Origin of the sequence: Bacteroides sp. AF39-16AC (genome assembly GCF_003602735.1) — a bacterium.
In the GTDB taxonomy this organism is placed as follows: domain Bacteria; phylum Bacteroidota; class Bacteroidia; order Bacteroidales; family Bacteroidaceae; genus Bacteroides; species Bacteroides uniformis.
On sequence record NZ_QTLN01000005.1, the window covers coordinates 12,123 to 38,185 of the forward strand.

At 49.1% G+C, this 26,063-nt stretch carries 16 protein-coding genes; 13 read left to right on the forward strand and 3 right to left on the reverse strand.

Annotated elements, in window-relative coordinates; genetic code table 11:
- Window positions 1–98 precede the first annotated feature (98 nt).
- From DW039_RS06700 to DW039_RS06760, 13 genes are all read left to right on the forward strand, one after another.
- On the forward strand, window positions 99–1,553 hold the full coding sequence (locus DW039_RS06700; RefSeq protein WP_008662791.1) for a sodium:solute symporter: 1,455 nt from the start codon (window positions 99–101) through the stop codon (window positions 1,551–1,553).
- Between the two features lie 15 nt (window positions 1,554–1,568).
- Window positions 1,569–4,679, forward strand: coding sequence for a xanthan lyase (locus DW039_RS06705; protein ID WP_008662789.1), 3,111 nt, complete (start codon window positions 1,569–1,571; stop codon window positions 4,677–4,679).
- Window positions 4,680–4,698: 19 nt separating this feature from the next.
- The gene (locus tag DW039_RS06710) at window positions 4,699–6,558 is read left to right on the forward strand and encodes a PQQ-binding-like beta-propeller repeat protein (protein ID WP_008662787.1); all 1,860 of its coding nucleotides are present in this window, start codon (window positions 4,699–4,701) and stop codon (window positions 6,556–6,558) included.
- A gap of 24 nt (window positions 6,559–6,582) precedes the next feature.
- Entirely contained in the window at window positions 6,583–8,043 is a 1,461-nt protein-coding gene (locus tag DW039_RS06715; protein ID WP_008662785.1) for a glycosyltransferase family 2 protein, read from the forward strand.
- A gap of 1 nt (window position 8,044) precedes the next feature.
- On the forward strand, window positions 8,045–8,977 hold the full coding sequence (locus DW039_RS06720; RefSeq protein ID WP_005824968.1) for a DUF4922 domain-containing protein: 933 nt from the start codon (window positions 8,045–8,047) through the stop codon (window positions 8,975–8,977).
- A 41-nt stretch (window positions 8,978–9,018) separates the two neighbouring features.
- The gene (locus DW039_RS06725) at window positions 9,019–10,338 is read left to right on the forward strand and encodes a SpoIID/LytB domain-containing protein (RefSeq protein ID WP_005834675.1); all 1,320 of its coding nucleotides are present in this window, start codon (window positions 9,019–9,021) and stop codon (window positions 10,336–10,338) included.
- A 27-nt stretch (window positions 10,339–10,365) separates the two neighbouring features.
- Window positions 10,366–11,688, forward strand: coding sequence for an MFS transporter (locus DW039_RS06730; RefSeq protein WP_005824972.1), 1,323 nt, complete (start codon window positions 10,366–10,368; stop codon window positions 11,686–11,688).
- 48 nt (window positions 11,689–11,736) lie between these two features.
- The gene (locus tag DW039_RS06735; protein ID WP_005824974.1) at window positions 11,737–12,978 is read left to right on the forward strand and encodes an exo-beta-N-acetylmuramidase NamZ domain-containing protein; all 1,242 of its coding nucleotides are present in this window, start codon (window positions 11,737–11,739) and stop codon (window positions 12,976–12,978) included.
- 175 nt (window positions 12,979–13,153) lie between these two features.
- Window positions 13,154–16,114, forward strand: a complete 2,961-nt coding sequence (locus DW039_RS06740) for an FAD-binding and (Fe-S)-binding domain-containing protein (RefSeq protein WP_022401094.1) — start codon at window positions 13,154–13,156, stop codon at window positions 16,112–16,114.
- Between the two features lie 33 nt (window positions 16,115–16,147).
- Window positions 16,148–17,332, forward strand: coding sequence for an acyltransferase family protein (locus DW039_RS06745; protein ID WP_008662773.1), 1,185 nt, complete (start codon window positions 16,148–16,150; stop codon window positions 17,330–17,332).
- Between the two features lie 129 nt (window positions 17,333–17,461).
- Window positions 17,462–18,301: a BadF/BadG/BcrA/BcrD ATPase family protein gene (locus tag DW039_RS06750; RefSeq protein ID WP_005824980.1), complete on the forward strand. Its 840-nt coding sequence runs from the start codon at window positions 17,462–17,464 to the stop codon at window positions 18,299–18,301.
- A 46-nt stretch (window positions 18,302–18,347) separates the two neighbouring features.
- On the forward strand, window positions 18,348–19,157 hold the full coding sequence (murQ, locus tag DW039_RS06755; protein WP_005824981.1) for an N-acetylmuramic acid 6-phosphate etherase: 810 nt from the start codon (window positions 18,348–18,350) through the stop codon (window positions 19,155–19,157).
- A 28-nt stretch (window positions 19,158–19,185) separates the two neighbouring features.
- On the forward strand, window positions 19,186–21,081 hold the full coding sequence (locus tag DW039_RS06760) for a serine hydrolase (protein WP_005824982.1): 1,896 nt from the start codon (window positions 19,186–19,188) through the stop codon (window positions 21,079–21,081).
- 144 nt (window positions 21,082–21,225) lie between these two features.
- On the opposite strand, the gene DW039_RS06765 is transcribed toward DW039_RS06760, so the two are convergent.
- The 3 genes from DW039_RS06765 to DW039_RS06775 form a co-directional block, all read right to left on the reverse strand.
- On the reverse strand, window positions 21,226–21,870 hold the full coding sequence (locus tag DW039_RS06765; protein WP_005824983.1) for an FKBP-type peptidyl-prolyl cis-trans isomerase: 645 nt from the start codon (window positions 21,868–21,870) through the stop codon (window positions 21,226–21,228).
- Between the two features lie 68 nt (window positions 21,871–21,938).
- Complete coding sequence (locus DW039_RS06770; protein WP_005824984.1) at window positions 21,939–23,480, reverse strand: glycine--tRNA ligase; 1,542 nt, start codon at window positions 23,478–23,480, stop codon at window positions 21,939–21,941.
- Window positions 23,481–23,718: 238 nt separating this feature from the next.
- Entirely contained in the window at window positions 23,719–26,055 is a 2,337-nt protein-coding gene (locus DW039_RS06775; RefSeq protein WP_057256294.1) for a glycoside hydrolase family 3 protein, read from the reverse strand.
- Window positions 26,056–26,063 lie beyond the last annotated feature (8 nt).

Below are 26,063 nucleotides of genomic sequence, written 5' to 3' on the forward strand. Positions count from 1 at the left end.
ACAATTCAAAAGTAAATGGGAAGGTACAACAGTTTATACTAAAGAAACGCCGCATGGTAAATTGTAAATTGTAAATGAACAAATTGTAAATAAACATTATGACTCCACTATCCGTAATCATCACCATAGCCGCCTACTTCGCGATACTGTTCACGGTATCCTATATTGCAGGAAGGAAGGCAGACAACGCCGGCTTCTTTGTAGGTAACCGCAAGTCATCCTGGTATGTCGTGGCGTTCGCCATGGTCGGTTCCGCCATTTCAGGTGTGACCTATGTATCTGTACCCGGCATGGTTGCCGCCAGCAGCTTCGGCTATCTGCAAATGGTGTTGGGCTTCATTGCCGGACAGCTCATCATAGCCTATCTGCTGGTACCGCTGTTCTACAAAATGAACCTGGTATCCATCTACGAATATCTGGAGAACCGTTTCGGCATGTCTTCCTACCGCACGGGTGCCTGGTTCTTCTTCATCTCCAAAATGCTCGGTGCCGCTGTCCGTCTGTTCCTCGTATGCCTGACGCTGCAACTGCTGGTATTCGAACCTTTCGGACTGCCTTTCCTGCTGAACGTGGCCATCACGGTGGCACTGGTCTGGTTGTACACTTTCCAGGGTGGCGTAAAGTCTCTTATCTGGACAGACTCTCTGAAGACATTCTGCTTGGTGGTGTCGGTCGTACTCTGCATCTGGTATATCGCTTCCGACCTCAATCTGTCATTTACCGGTATGGTAAGCACCATTGCCGACAGTGACATGTCCCGCATCTTCTTCTTCGACGATGTGAACAGCAAGCAGTACTTCTTCAAGCAGTTCCTCGCCGGTGCCTTCACCATGATTGCCATGACCGGGCTGGATCAAGACATGATGCAGCGCAACCTGAGCTGCAAGAACTTCAAGGACTCACAGAAGAACATGATTACCAGTGTCATTTCGCAGTTCTTCGTCATCCTGCTTTTCCTGATGCTGGGCGTGCTGCTCTACATCTTTGCCGCCAACCAGCAGATTGCGGTGGAGAAGAGTGACGAACTGTTCCCGCTGATTGCCACCGGCAACTATTTCCCTGCCATTGTGGGCATACTGTTCATCATCGGCCTGATTTCTTCTGCCTATTCAGCCGCAGGCTCGGCACTCACCGCGCTGACCACTTCCTTCACCGTAGACATTCTGGGAACGAAAGGCAAGTCGGAAGAGACGGTTGTGAAGATGCGCAAGAAAGTGCACATCGGCATGGCGGTTGTTATGGGAATCACCATTTTCGTATTCAATCTTCTGAACAACACCAGTGTCATCGATGCTGTATATATCCTGGCAAGCTATACCTACGGTCCTATCTTGGGTCTGTTTGCTTTCGGCATCTTCATGAAACAACAAGTGCGTGACAAGTACATCCCGCTGGTTGCCATCGCCTCCCCGGTTCTCTGCTTCATTCTGCAGAAAAATTCCGAAGCCTGGTTCGGAGGTTATCAATTCAGCTACGAGTTGCTGATTTTCAATGCACTGTTCACTTTCATCGGTCTCTGTCTGTTGATTAGGAAAGATAAAAAGAACAATTAACTTAATACATCATCTATGAACGTAAGACGTCAGTTTTTACTAAGTTTGCTTGCCGCCTCCCTCTTCCCCCAATGGGGAGGTGCGCAAGAACTTCCGACGGATGTCCGCCAGGAAATCGGGAAATTCCTGGATACCACCGCACGGAAAGAAGTTTCCGTAGGACGTATCAGCATCGACTCAGTGGCCGTGGAAGGAAATACGCTGCAACTGTTTGCCAACATGAACTGTGCCTATATTCCTTTCCGCGAGGACAATGTAGCCGAAATATACCAGGGCGTAAGTGCCCTGCTACCGGCGGAGTTTACCAAATACAAGCTGCAAATCCGTACCAACAAGCGCAGCATCGAAGAACTGGTTCCCCAAGTCCTGCGTAGTAAAAAAGACAAAAAGACGAAGACATTCAATCCCGTCGCTTCCAAGCCTTTAGTTACCGACATTTCCGCCCCCTACACCCCTACCAACGGCTTGCAGAACCGGCACATCGCCCTATGGCAAAGCCACGGCTGGTACTACGAGCCGAAACTCGACCGTTGGGAATGGCAGCGTGCACGTATCTTCCAGACCGTGGAAGACCTCTACACCCAAAGCTACGTATTGCCTTTCCTCGTGCCGATGCTGGAAAATGCCGGTGCCAACGTGCTGCTTCCCCGCGAACGCGATTGCCAGACGGCAGAAGTCATCGTAGACAATGACGGTTGCCTGACCGGCCGTTCCGTCTATACAGAAAATTCCGGTGACAAGCTCTGGAGCCAGGGAGCAGGACAAGGCTTCGCCCACCTGCGCCCCCAATACATAGACTTTGAGAATCCTTTCAAGGAAGGCACTTACCGCGCTATAGAAACCATCAAGAAAGGAAACGCAAGCACCGCCGAATGGATTCCCGAAATCCCTTCGACCGGACAATACGCCGTATACGTCTCTTACCAAACCTTGCCAAACAGCGCGGACGATGCCCTTTACACCGTCTATCACAAAGGCGGCACCACGCAGTTCAAGGTAAACCAGCAAATGGGAGGCGGCACCTGGATTTACCTCGGCACCTTCGGCTTCAATGCCGGTCGGAACAATGAATGCAAAGTCGTTCTGAGCAACCTTTCCTCCAAAGTAGGAAGAATCATCACCGCCGACGCCGTGAAGATTGGCGGCGGTATGGGGAACATCGCCCGCCGCATCTCCAACGAGGGCGCTACGGAAAACCTGAAAAGCTCCGACACCCGCAACCTGCAAAACACCCATACAGGCAACATCCAAGACCGTGTAACCTATTCTCCATTGTCCACTATCAATTATCAACTATCTAACTATCCCCGTTTCTGCGAAGCCGCCCGCTACTGGCTGCAATGGGCAGGCATACCGGACAGCGTATATTCAGAAAGCAACGGAAAGAACGACTATACCGACGACTACAAATGCCGTGGTATCTGGGTGAACTACCTTTCCGGAGGCTCTGCCGTGAATCCGACGGAGAGAGGGCTGAACATCCCCGTCAACATGGCCTTCGCCTTCCACTCCGATGCAGGAACTACACTGAACGATTCCATCATCGGGACACTCGGCATCTACTATACCAACGCCTACAATGAGAAATTCGCCAACGGAGCATCCCGCTACTTGAGCCACGACCTGACAGACTTGATTCAGTCCAACATCGTGCGTGACGTGCGTACCCTCTACGAACCCCAATGGACACGCCGGGGCAAATGGAACCAATCCTACTATGAGGCCCGTGTACCCCGCGTACCTACCATGCTACTCGAACTACTTTCCCATCAAAACTTTGCAGACATGCGCTACGGACTGGACCCGCGTTTCCGTTTCACCGTAAGCCGCGCCATCTATAAAGGTATGTTGCAGTTCCTCTGCTCACAATACCACATGGATTATGTAGTGCAACCGCTACCGGTAGACCACATGGCCCTGCGCATGACCGGTGAAAATGAAGTGGAACTGACCTGGCGACCCGTAGCGGATGCGTTGGAACCGACTGCCATAGCAGAGAAATACATTGTCTATACCCGCATCGGCGACGGAGATTTCGACAACGGAGTATTGGTGGACGGCAACAGTTACCGCACCACACTCCCCGCCGGCATGGTGTGCAGCTACAAGGTTACCGCTGTCAACAAGGGCGGTGAAAGTTTCCCTTCCGAAATTCTTTCTGCCGGACGGGCGTTCAATTCCAAAGGTACCGTATTGGTGATAAACGGATTCGACCGTATCAGTGCCCCTGCCGACTTTACGGCACCCACCCCCGCCGACACCCTCCTTGCCGGATTTCTGGATGAGCAGGACCACGGGGTCCCCTATATCCGGGACATCAGCTACATTGGCAAGATGAAGGAATACCGCCGTTCCATTCCCTGGATGGACGACGATGCCTCCGGTTTCGGCGACAGCTATGGGAACTACGAAACTCAAGTGATTGCAGGAAATACGTTCGATTATCCTGCCATACATGGTGCCGCTATCCTGAAAGCGGGATATTCGTTTGTATCGGTTAGTAATGAAAGTCTCTCCCCCGTAGGAAAGGGAGAGAAGAATACTCCAGTGGATATGAGGGAGTATAGGTATGTGGACTTGATACTTGGGAAGCAATGCCAGACCAAGATGGGACGGGGAGGCGTAAAACCGTTGGAGTTCAAGACTTTCAGCAAACCGATGCAGGAGGCTATTGTGGCTTATTGTAAGCAAGGTGGAAATATCTTTGTTTCGGGCGCTTTTGTAGGAACGGATTTATGGGACAACCGCCTTGCAACTGCCGACGAAGCCGACAAGAAATTTGCGATGGAAGTACTGAAATATAAGTGGCGTGTGGGACAAGCGGCTACAATGGGTAAGGTGAAAAGCGTAGCTTCTCCGTTCCCCGCCCTTTCAGGAAACTATACCTATCACAATGAGCTGAATGCCGATTCGTATGTGGTGGAATCACCGGACGCCATTGAACCGGCAACCAAAGATGCACACACCGTAATGCGGTATTCTGAAAACAACCTGAGTGCCGGTGTGGCCTACCAGGGCGACTACAAGACTTTTGTATTGGGATTCCCTTTTGAATCCATACGTACTGATTCTGAAAGAGAGGCACTCATGAATGCTGTGCTGACATTCTTCAACGACAACAAATAATATCAACCAATCATCATCTATGAACAGAAGACTGTTAATAATTGTCCTGATGGCTTGCCTGCTCCCCCTGGGGATGCAGGCACAGCAAGGGACATTCCGTTTTGCCCAACTGACAGACATTCATCTGACCCCGAACAATCCGAATCCCACTGAGGACTTGCTGCGTTCCATAGCACAGATTAATGCCACCGACAGTATTGACTTTGTCCTGGTGACGGGCGACCTGACCGAAGAAGGCGACCGTGCCACCATGGAAAAAGTGAAATCGTGCCTTGACTTGCTGAAAGTACCCTACCACGTAGCCCTTGGCAACCATGAAACGAAATGGAGCGACTCCGGCTGCACCGCTTTCGGAGAAATCTTTGGCGGCGAACGCTTCGAGTTCGAGCATAAGGGATTCCTTTTCCTCGGCTTCAACTCCGGTCCGCTGATGCGTATGGCCTACGGGCATGTAGTGCCGCAAGATATCCGTTGGATGACGGAGGAAATGGAGAAAAATGGCAAAGACAAACCGGTGATACTTGTCACCCACTACCCGCTAATGGACGGGGATGTGGACAACTGGTATGAGGTGACGGATGCCGTCCGCCCTTACAACGTGCGCCTGTTTATCGGCGGGCATTATCACAGCAACCGGGATTTACGTTATGACGGCATTCCGGGCGTACTGATGCGCAGCAACCTGCGCGACAAAGAAGGAAAACCGGGTTATGGCATTTACGAAGTAACCAAAGACTCCATCCGTGTATACACGCAACGTATCGGCGAGCCTAAGAAGCAATGGGCTGCCTTCTCGCTGGCCGGGCAATATTACGACCGCAATGGAAAAGCGGAGAAATATCCCGACTTCTCGGTCAACAAGGAATATCTGAAAGTAAAGGAACAATGGATGGTACAGACGGGTGCAGGCATTTACTGCTCGCCCGCCGTAGAAAAAGATAAAGTGTTCGTAGGAGACGATATGGGACGGCTGACAGCCTACGCCCTGAAAAACGGCAAAAAGCTATGGAGCTTTGAATCCGGCAAACGTATTGTCGGTACTCCGGCCGTAAGCGAAGGTATCGTTGTATTCGGGTCTGCCGACCGCCACATCTACGGATTGAATGCCAAAGACGGCAACCTGCTCTGGACGGTAAGAGCTGCCGAACCGGTACTCGGAGCCGTGACCATCGCAGACGGTACCGCCTACATCGGTGCCAGTGATGCCACTTTCCGCGCCACAGACATCCATACAGGAAAAGTAATCTGGACCTACACCGGCGTGAAGGGCTACATCGAAACCAAGCCGTTGGTGACGGAAGACAAGGTCATCTTCGGCGCATGGGACAATACACTGTATGCCTTGAACAAGACTGACGGACGTGAGTTGTGGAAATGGACGGGCGGACTGACCCGCATGCACTTCTCTCCTGCCGCCGTATGGCCGGTAGCTGCCGACGGCAAAGTATTCATTACCGACCCGCAACGCGCCATGACCGCCATAGACATCCATACGGGCAATACCGTGTGGCGCACCTTCCAGTCCATGGTGCGCGAGACCATCGGACTTTCCGAAGACGGTGAACGTATCTATAGCAAAACGATGAACGACAGCATTGTTTGCTATGCAGCTCAAGGAGATACTCCGCGGGAGTTGTGGGCAACCAATGTAGGTTTCGGTTATGAGCATGCCCCCTCCATGCAAGTGGAAAAAGAGGGGGTAATGTTTGGCAGTACCAAAGAAGGACTTATCTTCGCACTGGAAGGAAAAACAGGCAAAGTACTGTGGAAACATAAAATAGGAAATTCACTCATCAGTACCGTAGTTCCGTTGAACGGCCACGAAGTTCTATTCACGGCAACCAGCGGGGAAGTGGGACTTCTGAGAATTAAAAATTGAGAATTAAAAATTAAAAGATATATCATGAATAAAATCAGTTGCTTTCTTCCCTACGCAGGAAAAGAACAAGTAGAAAAAACAGTGAATAGCCTACAGGCGACAGGACTTATAGAAGAAATCCGGTTAATCACGACCGATGCCACTCTGGAATCGCTCCCGGACTGCGAAATATTGTTTGTTGACATGCCCTACAGCAGTGCAACTCTCAAAGCTATTGCTAATGCAGCCAAGGGAGAATACACATTGCTTTATACCAAAGAGACTACGCTCGAAATGGGTATGTTTGCACTGGAACGTATGATACACATCCTTGAAGATTCAAGCGCCGGTATGGTATATGCCGACCACTACCAAATAGCAGACGGCAAGCAGAGCAACGCTCCGGTAATCGACTACCAATTCGGTTCCTTGAGGGATGACTTCAACTTTGGCTCCCTGCTCCTTTTCAACACCGAAAAACTAAAGGAAGCCGCCGGACACATGAAGTCTGACTACAACTTCGCCGGACTTTACGACCTGCGCTTGAAATTGAGCCAACATTCAAACTTGGTACATATCAACGAATACTTATACAGCGAGGTGGAAAACGATACCCGCAAGAGCGGCGAAAAGATTTTCGACTATGTAGACCCCAAAAACCGTGACCGCCAGATTGAGATGGAGCAGGCATGTACCGAACATCTGAAAGAAATCGGGGGATATCTGGCACCGGAGTTCAAGAAGATTGAGTTCTCTGCCGGTAACTTTGAGTATGAAGCTTCGGTCATCATTCCGGTGCGCAACCGTATCCGTACCATCCGCGATGCCATCAAGTCGGTACTGATGCAGAAGACAGACTTCAAATATAATCTTATCATCATCGACAACCACTCCACAGACGGCACAACGGAAGCCATCGACGAATTCAAGGACGACGAACGCCTCATCCATATCGTCCCCGAACGCAACGACCTCGGTATCGGCGGTTGCTGGAATGTAGGTGTACACCACCCCAAGTGTGGCAAGTTTGCCGTGCAGCTGGACAGCGACGACGTATACAAAGACGAAAACACACTCGCCATCATGGTACGCGCCTTCTACGAACAGAACTGCGCCATGGTGGTAGGCACCTATATGATGACGGACTTCAACATGAACATGATTGCTCCGGGCATCATCGACCACAAGGAATGGACTCCGGCAAACGGACGCAACAACGCCCTCCGCATCAACGGTCTGGGTGCCCCGCGCGCCTTCTATACCCCGGTACTGCGCGAAGTGAAAGTACCCAATACCAGCTATGGCGAAGACTATGCACTGGGACTGAACTTCTCCCGCCAGTACCAGATAGGACGCGTGTACGACGTGGTCTACCTCTGCCGCCGCTGGGACGACAACTCCGATGCCTCACTGGACATCGTGAAAATGAACGGACACAACCTCTACAAAGACCGCATCCGTACCTGGGAACTTCAGGCACGCATAGCGATGAACAAAAACAAGTGATATGAATCAAACGATACACCATCTTCTGACTGGACAATTGGCATCCTGGGAGACGGCACGCAACAACTATGCCGCCCTCTCCGGTGTGCGGGTGAAAGAGCTGAATGTAAACGGGATACTTTATAAGGTACAGTTCAACCCCGCACGCATCGTTTCCTCCGGTGCCAAAGTGGATGCCAAGTCCATCCTGGAACGGAAATGCTTTCTGTGCCCGGCCAATTTGCCGCCGGTACAGAAAGGTATCCCGTTCGGAGGACACTACAATATTCTGGTGAATCCGTTCCCCATCTTCCCCCGCCACCTGACAGTACCGGAACTGGCACATACCCCTCAACGCATAGCCACCCGCTTCACCGACATGCTGGAGCTGGCCGAGGCGCTGACGGATTACACCATCTTCTACAACGGTCCCAAATGTGGTGCTTCCGCCCCCGACCATGCTCATTTCCAGGCAGGAAACAAAGGGTTCATGCCTATTGAAAAGGACTGGCGCGGACAGACTGCCGGGAAAATAGCCGATTATAGGAAAGCAGCACTGTGGTATCTTGACGACGCTCCCCGTGCCACACTTGTGATTGAATCCACCTCCAAAGAGGACGCGGCAGACTTGTTCGACATCATTTACCGTTCTCTGGACGTGAAACCCGAAGAAGACGAGCCGATGATGAACGTACTGGTCCTATACGAGGCCGACCGTTGGGTGGTCTTTGTCTTCCCGCGCGAGAAACACCGCCCCGCCTGCTATACTGCCGAAGGAGAAGCCAATCTGTTGAGCAGCCCGGCATCCGTCGACTTGGGAGGTGTCTTTATCACCCCCGTAGAAAAGGATTTCTTGAAAATCACTGCGGAAGACGTGGCGCAGATATTAAGTGAAGTATGCCTCTCTGCCACAGATTTCCACAAGGTACGGCAGCGTATCAGGGAAAAAATATGACTTCTGAAATCCAAGAACTCTAATTTTAAAGAAATACCATTATGAAAGAGCCCAAAGTACAAGTAGGCATTCTGTTTGAACCGCAGATAGAATTCGTTTTGCTGAATCCGTATCGCATGGACGGAACGGAAGTCAGCGGCAAGCAGGTAGTGACCTACGACGAAGGCAAGATTCTCTGGAATGGACGCCGGTATGACGAACTGCTGTTTGAACCGCAACACGAGCAGACCGATGCCTTCGAACTATTGGACGTTACCATCGGCATCAATTTCCATTGGGAGCGCAAGGAAGACCAGCGTTTTCTGGGTGCTCTCAAAATCATCGTTGAGAATGGAAAGCTCACCGGCATCAACGTCATCCATGTAGAAGATTATCTGACCAGCGTCATCTCCTCCGAGATGAGTGCCACCGCTTCTCTGGAGCTGCTCAAGGCACACGCTGTCATCTCCCGAAGCTGGCTACTGGCACAAATACAAAAGAATAAGGAAATCACCGAAGCCCAAGCTAACTACTCGGCCTTTACGCAGACCGACGAAGAGCTGATTCGCTGGTACGACCGAGAAGACCACACACGTTTCGATGTATGCGCCGACGACCATTGTCAACGCTACCAGGGCATTACACGTGCCTCTACCGATATTGTGAAACAAGCCATCTCCGCTACCCGCGGCCAGGTACTGACATCTGATGGTAAGATTTGCGACGCCCGTTTCTCCAAATGCTGCGGCGGTGCTTTCGAGGAGTTCCAATACTGCTGGGAAGACATCAAATACCCCTATCTTGCCCAACAACGAGACAGCAAAACGCACGCCACACTGCCCGATTTGACGCAGGAAGTCGAAGCGGACCGCTGGATTCGTACCTCCCCCGAAGCATTCTGCAACACCACCGACAAGAAAATCCTCTCGCAGGTACTCAATAACTATGACCAGGAGACTACGGACTTCTATCGCTGGAAAGTGGAATATACCCAGGAAGAGCTTTCAGCCCTCATTCTGAAACGTTCAGGCATTGACTACGGACAAATCATCGACCTTATCCCCATAGCCCGCGGAACCAGCGGACGCCTCTGGAAACTGAAGATTGTGGGAACCAAACGCACACTCACCATCGGCAAGGAACTGGAAATCCGCCGCACGCTCTCCACTTCACACCTCTACAGCTCTGCCTTCGTGGTAGACAAAGAGGAGTTGTCCGCCGAAGGCATTCCCGGACGCTTCATCCTCACCGGTGCCGGTTGGGGGCATGGTGTGGGACTTTGCCAAATAGGTGCAGCCGTGATGGGCGAGCAAGGGTATAAGTATGATGCAATACTGTTGCACTACTATATAGGTGCCAGCATTGACAAGCTGTATGAATAATCGAATAGAACACAATAAATCAATATCATGAACCATACAAAAAACATATCGCCATGGGCATGGGTACCCACCTTGTACTTTGCACAAGGCATTCCATATTTTATCGTAAACAACATCTCCGTGATGATGTTTACCAAAATGGGCGTACCGAACGGAGAAATGGCCTTGTTCACAAGCCTGCTCTATCTGCCATGGACTATCAAACCCTTCTGGAGCCCGTTTGTCGACATCATCAAGACCAAAAGATGGTGGACCCTTTCCATGCAGATTCTGATGTCTGTGGCATTCATCCTGCTGACGCTGTCCATTCCACGGCCGGACGAGGCGACTATGGCGGCCGGAACAACCCCCATCAGCATGTTCAGCATCACGCTGATGCTGTTCATCATCACGGCTTTTGCCTCTGCCACACACGACATTGCCGCCGACGGCTTCTACATGCTGGCACTGAAACAGAGTGACCAGGCAGCCTTCGTTGGCATCCGAAGCACGTTTTACCGGCTCGCCTCTATCTTCGGACAAGGCGTGCTCGTAGCCATTGCCGGCGCCATCGAACTGAGAACCGAAAACATTCCGCTGTCATGGACCATCACGATGCTGGTTACAGCCGTTCTGTTCAGCCTGGTGACGTTCTATCACCTCTTTGCAGTCCCCAAACCCACCTCAGATAAGTCAACACTGGCTGCCGATGCCGCCACTGCAGGAGCTATATTCAGAGAATTCGGACGAACATTCGCCACCTATTTTACCAAACCGGGCGCATTGCTGGCCATCGTGTTCATGTTGCTGTACCGCCTGCCTGAAGCATTCCTCATCAAAATGTGTATGCCTTTCCTGGTTGCCTCCAAAGAATCGGGAGGTCTGGAACTATCGACAGCAGAAGTAGGTATCGTATACGGCACCATCGGAGTCATATTCCTCACCCTGGGCGGTATCCTCGGAGGATTGTTCGCATCACGCATTGGCTTGAAAAAATCCATCTGGTGGATGGCAGGATGCATGACTCTGCCATGCCTGACGTTTGTCTATCTTGCCATTGCCCAGCCCGACAATCTGTTTGCTATCTCAACCGCCATCGCCATCGAGCAATTTGGCTACGGCTTCGGTTTCACGGCCTACATGCTCTACATGATGTACTTCTCCGAAGGTGAATTCAAAACATCCCACTATGCCATCTGTACCGCATTCATGGCACTAAGCATGATGATACCAGGTATGTTTGCGGGATATATCCAGGAGGCTATCGGATATACGGACTTCTTCTGGTTGGTAATGATATGCTGTTTCGCCACGGTTGTTGTCACCATTTTTGCAGACAGAAGGATAGACCCGGAATATGGAAAAAAATGATTAATGGTTAATGATTAATGTTTTGTGAGTAATATTTAGTGATTGGTTATGAAGAGGACTATTATTATATCCTTGCTCTGCCTCCTTTGCGGAGGTGCGATGCAAGCACAGAAGATCAGAATAAAGACCGGTATCGAGGTACTGAAAGAACAGAATTTCCGATGCCTGGAAGGTAAGCGTGTAGGATTGATTACCAACCCGACGGGGGTGGACAACCGGATGAGGTCCACCATTGACATCCTGCACGAGGCGCCCAACGTGAACCTTGTGGCACTCTACGGCCCCGAACATGGCGTGCGCGGCGATGTGCACGCAGGCGACCATGTGACGGACATCAAAGACGCGACTACCGGACTGCCCGTCTATTCGCTTTACGGAAAGACCCGCAAGGCCACGCCGGACATGCTGAAAGATGTGGATGTATTAGTGTATGATATCCAAGACATCGGTTGCCGTTCCTTTACCTACATCAGCACCATGGGACTGGCCATGGAAGCCGCTGCCGAAAACGGCAAGGAATTCATTGTGCTGGACCGGCCCAATCCCGTAGGCGGATTGAAGATTGAAGGCAACTTGGTTGAAGATGATTGCATTTCTTTTGTAAGCCAGTTTAAAATTCCGTACCTTTACGCCCTCACTTGCGGTGAGCTGGCACTGATGCTCAATGGCGAGAAGATGTTGAAGGATGGGGAACAATGCAATCTCCACGTAGTGAAGATGAAAGGCTGGAAACGCAAGATGGATTATACCCAAACCGGACTGCAATGGGTTCCCTCCTCTCCACACATTCCACATCCTCATTCTGCATTCTTCTACCCCGTCAGCGGCATTCTGGGCGAACTAGGATATATGTCTATCGGCGTGGGGTATACCATTCCGTTCCAGATGTTTGCCGCACCATGGATGGAAGCGGAAAAGCTGGCCGGAAACCTGAACCGTCTGAACGTACCGGGGGTCATCTTCAGACCGATGTACCTAAAGCCGTTCTATAGTGTAGGCAAAGGCGAGTTGCTGCAAGGTGTGCAAGTGCACATCATGGATTTCGGCAAAGCACCGTTGAGCGACCTGCAATTCCTGGTCATGCAGGAAGTCGCCGCCCTCTATCCTGACCGTGCCGTGTTTGACCATGCCGACAAGGGACGTTTCAACATGTTCGACAAAGTAAGCGGTTCGCGGCAGATACGCGAGCGCTTCTCGAAACGGAACCGTTGGGAGGACATACGCGACTACTGGTATAAAGATGCCGAAGACTTCCGTAAGTTGTCGAAAAAGTATTATTTATATAAATAAATTTACAGATAAATAAGGAAGGGAAAAGAGCCTGATACGGAGACTATTTCAGTCGTATACAGAACCACATTCAGTCGTATACTTAAATATATTCAGTATACGACTGAATGTACCCCCTCGTAAGACACGTTTACAGAGCACTTTGAAGCGAAGTGATGCAATAAAAAAAGTGAACATGAAAGAGCATAGTTACATGGCTTTCCTGCAGGAAGCAAAACAATTCATTCCGCAGGAAAGGATTTACACCGACGAACTTCGCCGGCTGGCTTGGGGTACGGATGCCGGTTTTTACCGACTGATTCCCCAGATTGTAATCCGTTCGAAAGACGAAGATGAAGTTTCACAACTGTTGAAACTGGCGAGCCGCCACGGGCTGCCCGTCACCTTCCGAGCGGCAGGGACCAGTTTGTCGGGTCAAGCCATTAGCGACTCCATCCTCATCGTAGCCGGTAAGAATTGGGAAAAATACAGCATATCCGCCGACTACGAACAGATAACCCTCCAACCGGGCATCATCGGACAACGTGTGAACGAACTGTTGGCTCCCTACGGCCGTAAGTTTGCACCGGATCCCGCCTCGGTGAAAAGCGCCATGGTAGGCGGTATTGTCATGAACAATGCTTCCGGCATGAACTGCGGTACGCACGCCAATAGCGACAAGGTGCTTGTTTCCGCCCGTATCATCCTAATGGATGGTACCCTGCTGGATACCGGAAATCCCGTCAGCCGCGCCTCCTTCGAAGTGAGTCACCGTGACTTCATTCGCCGCATCTGCGAACTGCGCGATGAAATACGTACCAACGAAAAACTGGCCGAACGCATCCGATACAAATATTCCATCAAAAATGTAACCGGGCTCAATCTGCTGCCCTTCGTCCGTTTCGACGACCCATTCGAAATCATTGCCCACCTCATGGTAGGTTCCGAAGGTACACTGGCGTTCCTTTCGGAAGTGACGATGAAGACTGAATATGATTATCCCTACAAGGCCAGCGCTATGCTCTACTTCAAGACCATCAAAGAAGCGAGCCGCGCTGTGGTAGCCATGAAGAAGCTGGTCGACGAAACCGGCGAATGGACAGTAAAAGGGGCTGAAATGCTAGACTATAAGAGCCTTTCTTCCGTCAATGACCCCGTATTCCTAAAATACAAAGGCAAAGTTGCCTCCTCTGCCCTCCCCGGCGTGGAGCCCGGCGACGAAACCGGGTTGACAGCAGTGCTGACCGAAACCAAAGCCCGTACCCCGGAAGAACTGCAACAGAACATATCTGCCATTGAAGCTTGCCTGCAAGCCTTCACCACCTATATTCCGGTACGCTTCACCGACCGTCCGGAGGAATATTCCAAATACTGGGCCATCCGTTCCGGCATCTTCCCCTCTGTGGGAGGTACGCGCCAGCCGGGAACCACTTGCCTCATCGAAGACATCGCCTTCCACATTGAAGACCTTCCGGAGGCAACGGCAGAACTGCAACAGCTCATAGCCCGCCACGGATATAATGACGCCTGCATCTACGGCCATGCTCTCGAAGGCAACTACCACTTCATCATCAACCAGTCCTTCAGTACCCAAGCGGAAGTGAAACGCTACGAAGACTTGATGAATGACATCAAGACCTTGGTAGTAGATAAATATGACGGTTCCCTAAAAGCCGAGCATGGCACGGGCCGGAATATGGCTCCCTTTGTCCGCCATGAATGGGGAGATGACGCCTACAAAGCCATGAAAGCCGTCAAAGAGCTGTTTGACCCACAAGGATTGCTAAACCCCGGTGTCATTTTCAATGATGACCCGCAATGCCATATCAAGAACTTCAAGCCGCTGCCTTTATTAGTGATGAGTGACAAGAGACAAGCTACGTCACTCGTAGCTGACAAATGCATTGAGTGCGGTTTCTGCGAAGTCAACTGTCTCTCCTGCGGCTTTACCCTTTCCTCGCGCCAGCGTATCGTGTTGCAGCGCGAAATATCCCGGCTGAAACAAAGCGGTGAGGACCCGACACGCCTTGCACTGCTCGAAAAACAATACCGCTATCCCGGCAACCAGACTTGTGCCGGAGACGGCCTCTGCTCCATGTCGTGCCCGATGGGTATCAATACGGGCGACCTTACCCATATAATCCGCCAGGAAGCATTACCCAAAGGCAGTCTGGGATACAAAGCCGGAGACTTTGTCGCCAATCATTTCGCTGGTGTCAAGAGTGCACTGCGTCCCGTATTGTCCTTAGCCAACTTCGGACATTCACTATTAGGGACAAAGGCGATGAGCGGCATTACCAAGGGGCTGCACAATGCATTAGGCATACCTCTATGGACGCCGGCTATGCCGAAAAGTTATCAGTTACAAGCTACGGAGTTACAAGCTACAAGCACTATGCAGCATAATAGCGCAGCACTTGTAGCTCGTAGCTCTGTAACTCGTAACTACAAAGTCGTCTACTTCCCCAGCTGCATCAACCAGACTATGGGTCTGGCAAAGAAGTCTCCCGTAGAGCAGCCATTGGTAAATAAAATGGTGTCCTTGTTGCAAAAAGCCGGTTACGAAATCATCTTCCCGAAAGATATGGACAAGCTTTGCTGTGGCACCATTTGGGAAAGTAAAGGGATGCTGGACATTGCCGATCGCAAGACAGCCGAACTGGAGGCCGCACTTTGGGAAGCCAGCGAACAAGGCAAATACCCCGTCCTCTGTGACCAAAGCCCTTGTCTGCACCGCATGCGCGAATGTATCAAGAAGATGAAACTGTATGAACCTGCAGAATTCATCTATACATTCTTACGTGAGAAGCTGATTTTCACACCTATTAACCGCCCCGTAGCAATCCACATCACCTGCTCCATGCGGAAAATGGGACTGGCAGATACCATTATAGCCCTTGCACGCCTTTGCTCCAGTAAAGTCATCGTGCCGGAAGAAGTAGGTTGCTGCGGTTTTGCCGGAGACCGGGGATTCACCTATCCTGAGCTGAACTCGTACGCCCTACGCAAACTCCGCCCGCAAATAGAAGCGTCCGGAGTGAATATAGGCTACTCTAACAGCCGTACTTGTGAAATCGGATTGACAACAAACTCAGGTATCCCCTATGTATCCATTGCCTATCTGGTAGACGAATGTACAAAGGCAGCTGATAATTAGGATTGATAATTAACTTAACACACAAATATTACAATGAACAGTACAAAAGTAAGTAAACGCATCCTTGCACTCGACATTCTCCGTGGTGTCACCATCGCAGGTATGATTATGGTAAACAACCCCGGTTCGTGGGGACATATCTATGCCCCCTTGCGGCATGCAGAGTGGAATGGTCTGACCCCCACCGACCTCGTCTTTCCCTTCTTCATGTTTATCATGGGAATTTCCACATACATTTCCCTGAAGAAATACAACTTCGAGTTCAGCCACGCCGCCGGCATGAAGATACTGAAACGCACCATCGTCATTTTCCTTATAGGCATGGCTATCGGCTGGTTCTCGCGTTTCTGCTATTACTGGGCCTCCGCTCCGGACGACCTCAGTTTCGGAGAGAAGCTATGGGCTTCCGTCTGGACATTCGACCGTATCCGTATTCTGGGTGTCATGCAACGGCTGGCCCTTTGCTACGGAGCAGCCTCCATCATTGCACTAACCATGAAGCATAAACATATACCTTATCTGATAGCCGGCCTATTGACAGGCTACTTCATACTGTTGATGTGCGGCAACGGTTTCGCCTATAATGAAACAAACATTCTTTCCGTGGTAGACCGTGCCATCCTGACCCCTGCACACATGTACAAGGATAACGGCATAGATCCCGAAGGTTTGTTAAGCACCATTCCTGCCATTGCACATGTGTTGCTGGGCTTCTGTGTAGGGCGGCTGATGCTGGATGGCAACAAGTCGGAAGACCGTGCCTCATTTCTCAATTCGCAGCTTATCACACTGTTGCTGGTAGGTGTTATCCTTACTTTCTCCGGTTTCCTGCTAAGCTACGGTTGCCCCATCAACAAGAAAATATGGTCTCCTACCTACGTACTCGTCACTTGCGGACTGGCATCCAGTTTTCTGGCATTGCTTATCTGGATTATTGATGTGAAAGGCTATAAGAAGTGGAGCATGTTTTTCGAGGCATTCGGTGTGAATCCGCTGTTCATGTATGTATTGGGCGGCGTACTTAGCATACTTTTCGGTAGTATCAGTTTCCCGTGGGGAAACAGCAGCATCAGCATACACGGATTCTTATACAATATAGTCCTCATGCCCGTTTTCGGTGAAACCGCCGGTTCCCTTGCCTTTGCCCTGCTGTTTATCGCCATTAACTGGTGTATCGGCTACCAGTTGTACAAACGAAAAATATATATCAAAATATAAGGATTAGGGGTTAGTGATTAAGGATTAGTGATTAATACGTTGCCTATAATTAAGAAACAGTATCACCTACCATTAATCACTAATCCTTAATCACTAACCCCTAATCCCTAATCATTAAACATTATTTATATGATTCTAATAGCAGACAGTGGCTCTACAAAGACCGATTGGTGTGTTGTAGAGAATGGAGTACTTCTCCAACAGATATTCACGAAAGGGACGAACCCTTTCTTTCAGTCGGAAGAGGAAATCAGTAATGAAATAGCAACAGCGCTATTACCTCAGCTGAAGACAAGTGAGCTGGATGCCGTATACTTTTATGGTGCAGGATGCGGATTTCCCGACAAGATAAGTATGGTGCACCGTGCCATAACCAAACACCTCAGTGTGAAAAATGAAGTGGAAGTCAATACCGATATGCTGGCTGCCGCACGTGGCCTCTGCGGACATGACTCAGGCATTGCCTGCATCATGGGGACCGGCTCCAACTCATGTTATTATGACGGAAAAAGCATTGTCACCAATGTATCTCCTCTGGGATTCATCTTGGGAGACGAAGGCAGCGGAGCCTGCTTGGGCAAACTGTTGGTAGGCGATATCTTGAAAAATCAGATGACACCCGAGCTGAAAGAGAAATTCCTCAAACAGTTCGACCTGACACCTGCTGATATCATCGACCGTGTCTACCGTAAACCTTTCCCCAACCGTTTCCTGGCAAGCTTGTCACCATTTCTTGCACAGAATCTGGGTGAACCTTGTGTACGCGCTCTGGTACTGAACAGCTTTAAGGCATTCCTTAAACGCAATGTCATGCAATATGAAGACTATCAGCATCAAAAAGTACATTTCATCGGTTCCGTAGCCTTCTATTACAAGGAAGTTCTGGCAGAAGCTGCCAAAGAAATGGGTATCCAACTGGGTGCAATCATCAAGAGCCCCATGGAAGGACTCATCAAATATCACAACTGAAAGTGACAAATCGTAAATAGTAAATCGTCAAATAGTAAATAGCCTTATGTTCGTAAAAATCTCAGAGCAACCATCGCTCTACAATGACTTGGAAAAGAAATCAGTCCGTGAAATTCTGGAAGACATCAATACCGAAGACCAGAAAGTGGCGCTTGCCGTACAGAGGGCAATCCCTCAAATAGAAAAGTTGGTAACCCAGATTGTGCCCCGCATGAAACAAGGCGGACGCATCTTCTACATGGGTGCGGGTACCAGTGGACGTCTGGGCGTACTCGACGCTTCGGAAATTCCACCGACTTTCGGTATGCCCCCCACGCTGGTTATCGGCTTGATTGCCGGTGGTGACACTGCATTGAGAAATCCGGTAGAGAATGCCGAAGATGACATTCACCGCGGTTGGGAAGAACTGACGGAACGCAATATTACAGATAAGGATACGGTCATCGGTATTGCTGCATCCGGTACCACCCCCTACGTGATTGGTGCCATGCACGAGGCACGCGAACACGGCATACTGACCGGCTGTATTACCAGCAACCCGGACTCTCCAATGGCAGCAGAGGCAGATGTAGCCATCGAAATGATTGTAGGGCCTGAATATGTGACGGGAAGCTCACGCATGAAATCGGGAACAGGACAGAAAATGATACTGAATATGATTACTACTTCCGTCATGATACAGTTGGGACGCGTGAAAGGCAACAAAATGGTGAATATGCAGCTCAGTAACAAAAAGCTTGTGGACCGTGGTACCCGTATGATTGTAGAGGAACTCGGACTGGACTATGGCAAAGCCAAGGCGCTGCTGTTGATGCACGGTTCGGTGAAAAAGGCAGTGGATGCGTACCGGATTTAGCTATTACTCACTCTTAAATTCCTTTATTATGAAAGCAATATATTTTTTTCTCTTTTCTCTTTGTCTGCAAGCTGCCACCGCGCAACCCTTGCAACGCGTAGCCCCTGAACAAGTGGGAATGGACTCACGCAAGTTGATGTATGCTGACGAAGCGATTGAAACAGCCATCTCCAACAAGGATATTCCCGGTGCCGTACTTGCTGTAGTACGTAACGGCAAGATGGCCTATCTGAAAGCTTACGGCAACAAGCGTATTTATCCCAATGTGGAGCCTATGACTGCCAATACTATCTTTGATATGGCATCTTGCAGCAAATCCATGTCGACCGCCGTATGTACGATGATACTGGCAGAACGCGGCAAGCTCCGTATGCTGGACCCCGTCAGCCTCTACATACCCCATTTCAAGAATTGGGAAAGCGAAGACGGCAAAGAGAAAAAGGTAATCCGCATTGCCGATTTGATGACACACACTTCCGGTCTTCCTCCCTATGCACCGGTAGCCGAGCTAGAAAAGCAGTACGGTTCTCCCAATCCTGATGGGCTTATGGAATATATTGCTACTTGTAAACGCGACTTCAAGCCGCAGACTGATTTTCAATACAGTTGCCTCAACTTCATCACTTTGCAGCACATTATCGAGACTATAAGCGGACAGAGCCTGCGTGACTTTGCACGTGAAAACCTATTTGATGTACTCGGCATGGAGCATACCGACTATCTGCCTTGCCAACGTGATAAGGATGGTAACTGGATTACGATAGTTGACAAAGGAACGAGAAAACAAGGACACAAGGAAAACAACGTAGCCAATTCTCAATTTTCAATTCGCAATTCTCAATTGAATAACATTGCCCCCACTGAAAAGCAACCTAATGGACAAGTTCTCTGCGGACAAGTTCATGACCCGCTGGCACGTGTCATGAACGGAGGTATCAGCGGTAATGCAGGAGTATTCTCTTGTGCTGATGATATTGCCATACTCTGCGCAGCCCTGCAAAACGGAGGTGAATGGAACGGACGCCGCATCCTGAGTCCGCTGGGTGTAAAAGCCATGCGTACTGTGCCACGCACTACCGCCAGTCTGGGACGCACTCTCGGTTGGGATAATTTTACAGCCTATGCCTCCAACAATGGAGATTTGTTTGGTCCTAATACCTATGGGCATACCGGCTACACGGGTACCTCCATCATTATCGATCCGGACAATGACACTTCCGTCATACTCCTTATCAACGCCGTACATCCGGAAGACGGACACAGCGTAGTTCGCCTGCGTTCATTGGTTGCCAACGCTGTGGCGGCTTCCATCTACCCCATTCCGCGTATTTATACAGACCATTACTACAAACGTTTCCTACAGTTTATGGATGAGCCTGCCATTACAAGCAAGGACATCGTCATGCTTGGCAATAGCCTGACTGAAGGTGGCGGTGACTGGTCTGCCCGTCTTGGTAAGAAGAATGTACGTAATCGCGGCATCATCGGTGATGAAGTGATGGGTATCTATGACCGCCTGCATCAGATACTTCCCGGACATCCCGCCAAGCTGTTCCTGCTTATCGGAGTCAATGACATTTCCCATGACTTGGCACCAGACAGTATTGTAGACATGATTCGCATGACGGTGGAACGCATCCGGAAAGAATCTCCCGACACAAAACTCTACCTACAAAGCCTACTCCCTTTCAATGAAAGTTTCGGCCGATACAAAAAACTGACTGGAAAGACAGATATGGTTCCTGAAATCAACTCCCGTCTGGAGGCGTTTGCCAAAGAGGAAGGCATTGCCTATATCAATCTTTTTCCACTATTTACAGAGAAGGGAACAAATGTACTACGCAGTGAGTTGACCGGCGACGGACTGCATTTGAATGAGGATGGATACAAAATCTGGGTAAAGGCCATTAAGAAGAAAATATAAAACGAACCAGTCTCCGAACGTCTGCCACACTACCAACAGGCTAAAGAAGACATCTCTCCATTAACTAGATTCCCCCTGCCATAGACATCTATAGCAGGGGGAATTCTTATATTCGGGGCGTTTCGGCACACACCCTCTTTTATCTCATTCGGCAAAGCTAACCAGTTGCAAGTCAAACGTCAACAGAGAGCCTCCGGGGATTGTATTTGTAGAATAAGGAGCAGTATAATCATTTATACCATATCCGCTTTGATAAGGGATATACAACATCCACCGCTCACCCATCCGCATAAGCTGCAAGGCAGCTGCCCAACCGGCAACGACACCCGAAACTTCAAAATCCACGAATGAATCAAAAACCGTAGGTTCTTTTACCGGAGGAATAGGTATATCGCGGTCAATAGCACTATAACCGTCAAAGCAACCGTCGAATTCTTCGCCATTCACATAAGTCCCATAATAATAAGCATTCACCTTTGAATGATAACCCGTATACAACGGGCGTTCACCCGTCTCATTCTTCACAAGCTTCTTGCAATAGACATACTGAGCACCTTCAGAAGTGCTTGCAGTCGTCTGTATGGCATACAGTTTCCCGAGTTCCATAGCATCGGCCTGCTCTGCTGTGGCGACATAATTCTCGCCAGTCAGCCTTTTTATCGAGTCAACAAAAGCCTCGCCGCGTTCTCTCCAATTATCATACTTTCCAGCCTCTTCCACTTCTTCACAAGAGATAAAAGCACCCACCAGCAACAGCAAGAAAGGCAAAAACAAAAGGGACTTTTTCATTTACTATTTTACTATTTTACTATTTACTATTTCAGTTTGTTCACGCACCGGTCTATTCCATAACCGCTTTATTGCAAGGTTTTCAGCAACGATGTGATGCTTACACGGTCTGCAATAATATTATTCAGTTCAGAGATAGCCACGCGCTCTTGCTGCATGGTGTCACGATTACGCAGTGTCACACAGTTATCTTCCAAAGTCTGATGATCCACGGTGACACAGTACGGAGTACCAATGGCATCCTGGCGGCGGTAACGCTTACCAATAGAATCTTTCTCATCATACTGACAATGGAAGTGGAACTTCAGATTGTCAATGATTTCGCGCGCTTTTTCGGGCAGCCCATCTTTCTTTACCAACGGCATTACGGCCAGTTTCACCGGTGCCAGTGCAGCAGGCAACTTCAAGACAACACGGGATTCACCGCTATCCAACGTCTCTTCACAGTAGGAAGCCGACATGATGCTAAGGAACATGCGGTCTACACCGATACTAGTCTCGATGACATACGGGGTATAGCTTTCGTTGGTTTCCGGATCGAAATACTTGATGTTCTTGCCGGAGAACTTCTCATGCTGGGACAAGTCGAAATTTGTACGGCTGTGAATACCCTCTACTTCCTTGAAACCGAAAGGCATCAAGAACTCAATGTCTGTAGCAGCATTAGCGTAGTGGGCCAGTTTGTCGTGGTCGTGATAACGGTAATGGTCATCACCGAAGCCCAGCGCCTTGTGCCATTTCAGGCGAGTAGCCTTCCAACTCTTGAACCAGTCAAGCTCTGTACCCGGCTTCACAAAGAACTGCATTTCCATCTGCTCGAACTCGCGCATACGGAAGATGAACTGGCGGGCTACAATTTCGTTACGGAAAGCCTTACCAATCTGGGCGATACCGAAAGGAATCTTCATGCGACCGGTTTTCTGTACATTAAGGTAATTTACGAAGATACCTTGTGCCGTTTCCGGGCGAAGGTATATCTTCATGGCACCATCGGCGGTAGAGCCCATTTCAGTTGAGAACATCAGATTGAACTGGCGTACCTCTGTCCAGTTCTTTGTGCCACTGATAGGGCAAACGATTTCTTCGTCAAGGATAATCTGACGGAGTTCGTCCAGATTATTATCGTTCAAAGCCTTGGAAAAACGTTCATGCAAGGCATCACGTTTGGCCTGGTGTTCCAGCACACGACCGTTGGTACTGCGGAACTGAGCCTCATCGAAAGCCTCACCAAAACGCTTGGCAGCTTTGGCCACTTCTTTGTTTATCTTGTCATCGTACTTAGCAAGCTGGTCCTCTATCAACACATCGGCACGATAACGTTTCTTGGAATCGCGGTTGTCAATCAAAGGGTCATTGAAAGCATCTACGTGTCCGCTGGCTTTCCAGATGGTGGGGTGCATAAAGATTGCTGAGTCGATACCGACAATATTTTCGTGCAGCAGCACCATACTCTGCCACCAGTATTGCTTGATGTTATTTTTCAGTTCCACACCCATCTGACCATAGTCATACACAGCTCCCAGTCCATCATAAATCTCGCTGGAAGGGAACACAAAACCATATTCCTTACAGTGTGATACGAGTTTCTTAAAAACGTCTTCTTGTGCCATTTTCTGTTGTATCTAAATTAATTTGAATCTTATTTTCAGCTAAAAAGCGCCACAAAGATAGGGATTTATATCGTAAGTAGGACACGGAGGGTATTAATTTATCTTATTACCAAATAAAAGAAGAAGCTACCTCATAACTCCGAGGCAGCTTCTTTCCCAATTTTACCCAATTACAATTAATTTACCTAAGCACTACAAATCAACCTAATCACAACCAAGAATAATATTATACTCACCTTCAGCGTTTTATCGTATTAACAGTCTCTTGTGGTTTCAATATGTCATTTGTTTTTTCCACAACTGATACCACATCAACATCAAGTACAGCCTTAATATCCTTGGAAGAGGTTCCAATCAAAAACTTATAATTTCCAGCATCCACTACCCATGAAGAAGAAGCTTCATCATAAGAAGCCAAATCCGTAGTGTTCAGTTTCAAAGTGGCAGTAACAGTCTCACCTGGCCTCAATTCCTTAGTTTTGGTAAAAGCTTTAAGTTCTTTTTCCGGTTTGTTCATCTGAAACCTATTGGGAGTGGAGACATAAAGCTGAACAACCTCTTTCCCTGCAAACTTACCAACATTCTTCACATCAATAGAAACAGTATATATACCATTATCAACTTTGACAGACGGATTGACATACTCGAATGTTGTATACGAAAGACCATAGCCGAAAGGATAAGACACTTGCTTTCCGAAACTATCGAAATAGCGATAACCGACAAAAATATCTTCTTCATAATCCGTATAGTCTACATTCTTCACTGAAGAGCTTTTGTCCTCCTTATTCCTCACATCTGTATTAGCCCTAGCATCCATAGGAAAATTGGTCGAAGAAGCAACGTCCATCAACTTGTTCGGGAAAGTCATTGTCAACTTACCCGATGGAGATACCTTACCGCTCAACACATCCGTCACACTATTTCCACCCTCCTGTCCTGCCTGCCAAGCCAGCAAAATAGCATCCGGTAGTTTTTTCCAAGAAGCTGTTTCGATTACACCTCCGATATTCAATACCACCACCACTTTCTTCCCAGCAGCATGGAAAGCTTGGCTGACGGACTTCAGCAGTTGCAATTCTTCCTCACTCAGTTCAAAATCACTGACATTACGGTCTACAAATTCACCGGAAGTACGTCCCAGCGTAACCAATGCAACATCCGCTTTAGCAACTTGTTCTGACAACACCTTTGTAGTAGGGATAAGTTCTGTCGGGCGAGGTACCGGCATAAATCTGGAGAAAGGCTGAGACGAGTCAGGAGTATTTTTCTTATTCTCGGCCTCAATATACTGTTCATAATCGGCCTTCAATGCTTCATCTATCTGGTATCCAGCATTCTTCAAACCATCCAATAATGAGACTGTATAGGCACGATTCACATTACCTGAGCCGGTACCTCCTGCTATGAAATCATAGGAAGTACACCCGAAAAGAGCTATATTTCTGACCTTCCTTTCAAATGGCAAGGTTTCGTTATTATTCTTCAACAAAACCATTCCTTCAGTCGCTGACTGGCGGGTAACTGCTGCGTGCGCCTTCAAATCAGGTTTATTGGAATATTTGTATTCTTTAAAATGAGGAGTTTGGAGAATAAGTTCAAGAACACGCTTCACATTACGATTCAGTATGGATTCATCCAATTTTCCGGATTTCACCCCTTCGATAATCATATCATACTGGTTAGCCCTTCCCGGTTGGAGCATATCATTACCTGCTATCATCTGAGCCACGGCATCCTTCCCTCCAAACCAGTCAGTTACCACCATACCCTCGAAATTCCACTCATCACGCAATAAAGTGGACAGCAAGTCTGTATTCTCAGAAGCATAGGTGCCATTAATATGATTGTAAGAGGACATTACTGTCCATGGTGCCGATTCCTTCACTGCAATTTCGAACCCCTTCAAATAGATTTCCCGTAAGGCACGGGGAGTGACACGAGCATCATTGGCATTCCGATTGGTTTCCTGATTGTTGACAGCAAAATGCTTGATGGAAGTTCCCACTCCATTGCTCTGTACCCCTCTGACATAAGCGGCAGCTATCTTGCCGGATACAAGCGGATCTTCGGAATAGTATTCAAAATTACGCCCGCACAACGGGTTCCGATGGATATTCAAGGCAGGAGCCAACAAGACATCCGCACCATATTCCAGCACTTCATTACCTATCGATTTCCCGACTTCCTCCACCAAATCTTGATTCCAAGTAGAAGCAAGTAATGTACCGATAGGGAAATGCGTACAATAATAAGTAGCAGAATCGCCTTCGCGGACAGGATCGATACGCAGGCCGGCAGGTCCATCTGCCAACACAATGGCCGGGATTCCCAAACGGGGTATCGGATAAGTGGTGCCCGCAGCACCGGGAACCAGCTTCTTGGTAGTGCCAATCACCGTGCTGTCACCCGAGGTACCCGCCATTCCGGTACCGATAACCAAGCGCGCCTTTTCTTCCAGCGTCATAGCGCCAATGACATCCTCAACGGAATCTTTACCCAGTTGGGGAGCCGCCGGTCCACAAGCGCTCAAAACGCTTGCGACCAACAGCAGACTGAATAGTTGTTTCTTCATGGTGTGTT

Coding starts and splice junctions, on each gene's coding strand:
- DW039_RS06700 (WP_008662791.1), top strand. CDS start 99: ATGACTCCACTATCCGTAATCATCACCATAGCCGCCTACTTCGCGATA.
- DW039_RS06705 (WP_008662789.1), top strand. CDS start 1,569: ATGAACGTAAGACGTCAGTTTTTACTAAGTTTGCTTGCCGCCTCCCTC.
- DW039_RS06710 (WP_008662787.1), top strand. CDS start 4,699: ATGAACAGAAGACTGTTAATAATTGTCCTGATGGCTTGCCTGCTCCCC.
- DW039_RS06715 (WP_008662785.1), top strand. CDS start 6,583: ATGAATAAAATCAGTTGCTTTCTTCCCTACGCAGGAAAAGAACAAGTA.
- DW039_RS06720 (WP_005824968.1), top strand. CDS start 8,045: ATGAATCAAACGATACACCATCTTCTGACTGGACAATTGGCATCCTGG.
- DW039_RS06725 (WP_005834675.1), top strand. CDS start 9,019: ATGAAAGAGCCCAAAGTACAAGTAGGCATTCTGTTTGAACCGCAGATA.
- DW039_RS06730 (WP_005824972.1), top strand. CDS start 10,366: ATGAACCATACAAAAAACATATCGCCATGGGCATGGGTACCCACCTTG.
- DW039_RS06735 (WP_005824974.1), top strand. CDS start 11,737: ATGAAGAGGACTATTATTATATCCTTGCTCTGCCTCCTTTGCGGAGGT.
- DW039_RS06740 (WP_022401094.1), top strand. CDS start 13,154: ATGAAAGAGCATAGTTACATGGCTTTCCTGCAGGAAGCAAAACAATTC.
- DW039_RS06745 (WP_008662773.1), top strand. CDS start 16,148: ATGAACAGTACAAAAGTAAGTAAACGCATCCTTGCACTCGACATTCTC.
- DW039_RS06750 (WP_005824980.1), top strand. CDS start 17,462: ATGATTCTAATAGCAGACAGTGGCTCTACAAAGACCGATTGGTGTGTT.
- murQ (WP_005824981.1), top strand. CDS start 18,348: ATGTTCGTAAAAATCTCAGAGCAACCATCGCTCTACAATGACTTGGAA.
- DW039_RS06760 (WP_005824982.1), top strand. CDS start 19,186: ATGAAAGCAATATATTTTTTTCTCTTTTCTCTTTGTCTGCAAGCTGCC.
- DW039_RS06765 (WP_005824983.1), bottom strand. CDS start 21,870: ATGAAAAAGTCCCTTTTGTTTTTGCCTTTCTTGCTGTTGCTGGTGGGT.
- DW039_RS06770 (WP_005824984.1), bottom strand. CDS start 23,480: ATGGCACAAGAAGACGTTTTTAAGAAACTCGTATCACACTGTAAGGAA.
- DW039_RS06775 (WP_057256294.1), bottom strand. CDS start 26,055: ATGAAGAAACAACTATTCAGTCTGCTGTTGGTCGCAAGCGTTTTGAGC.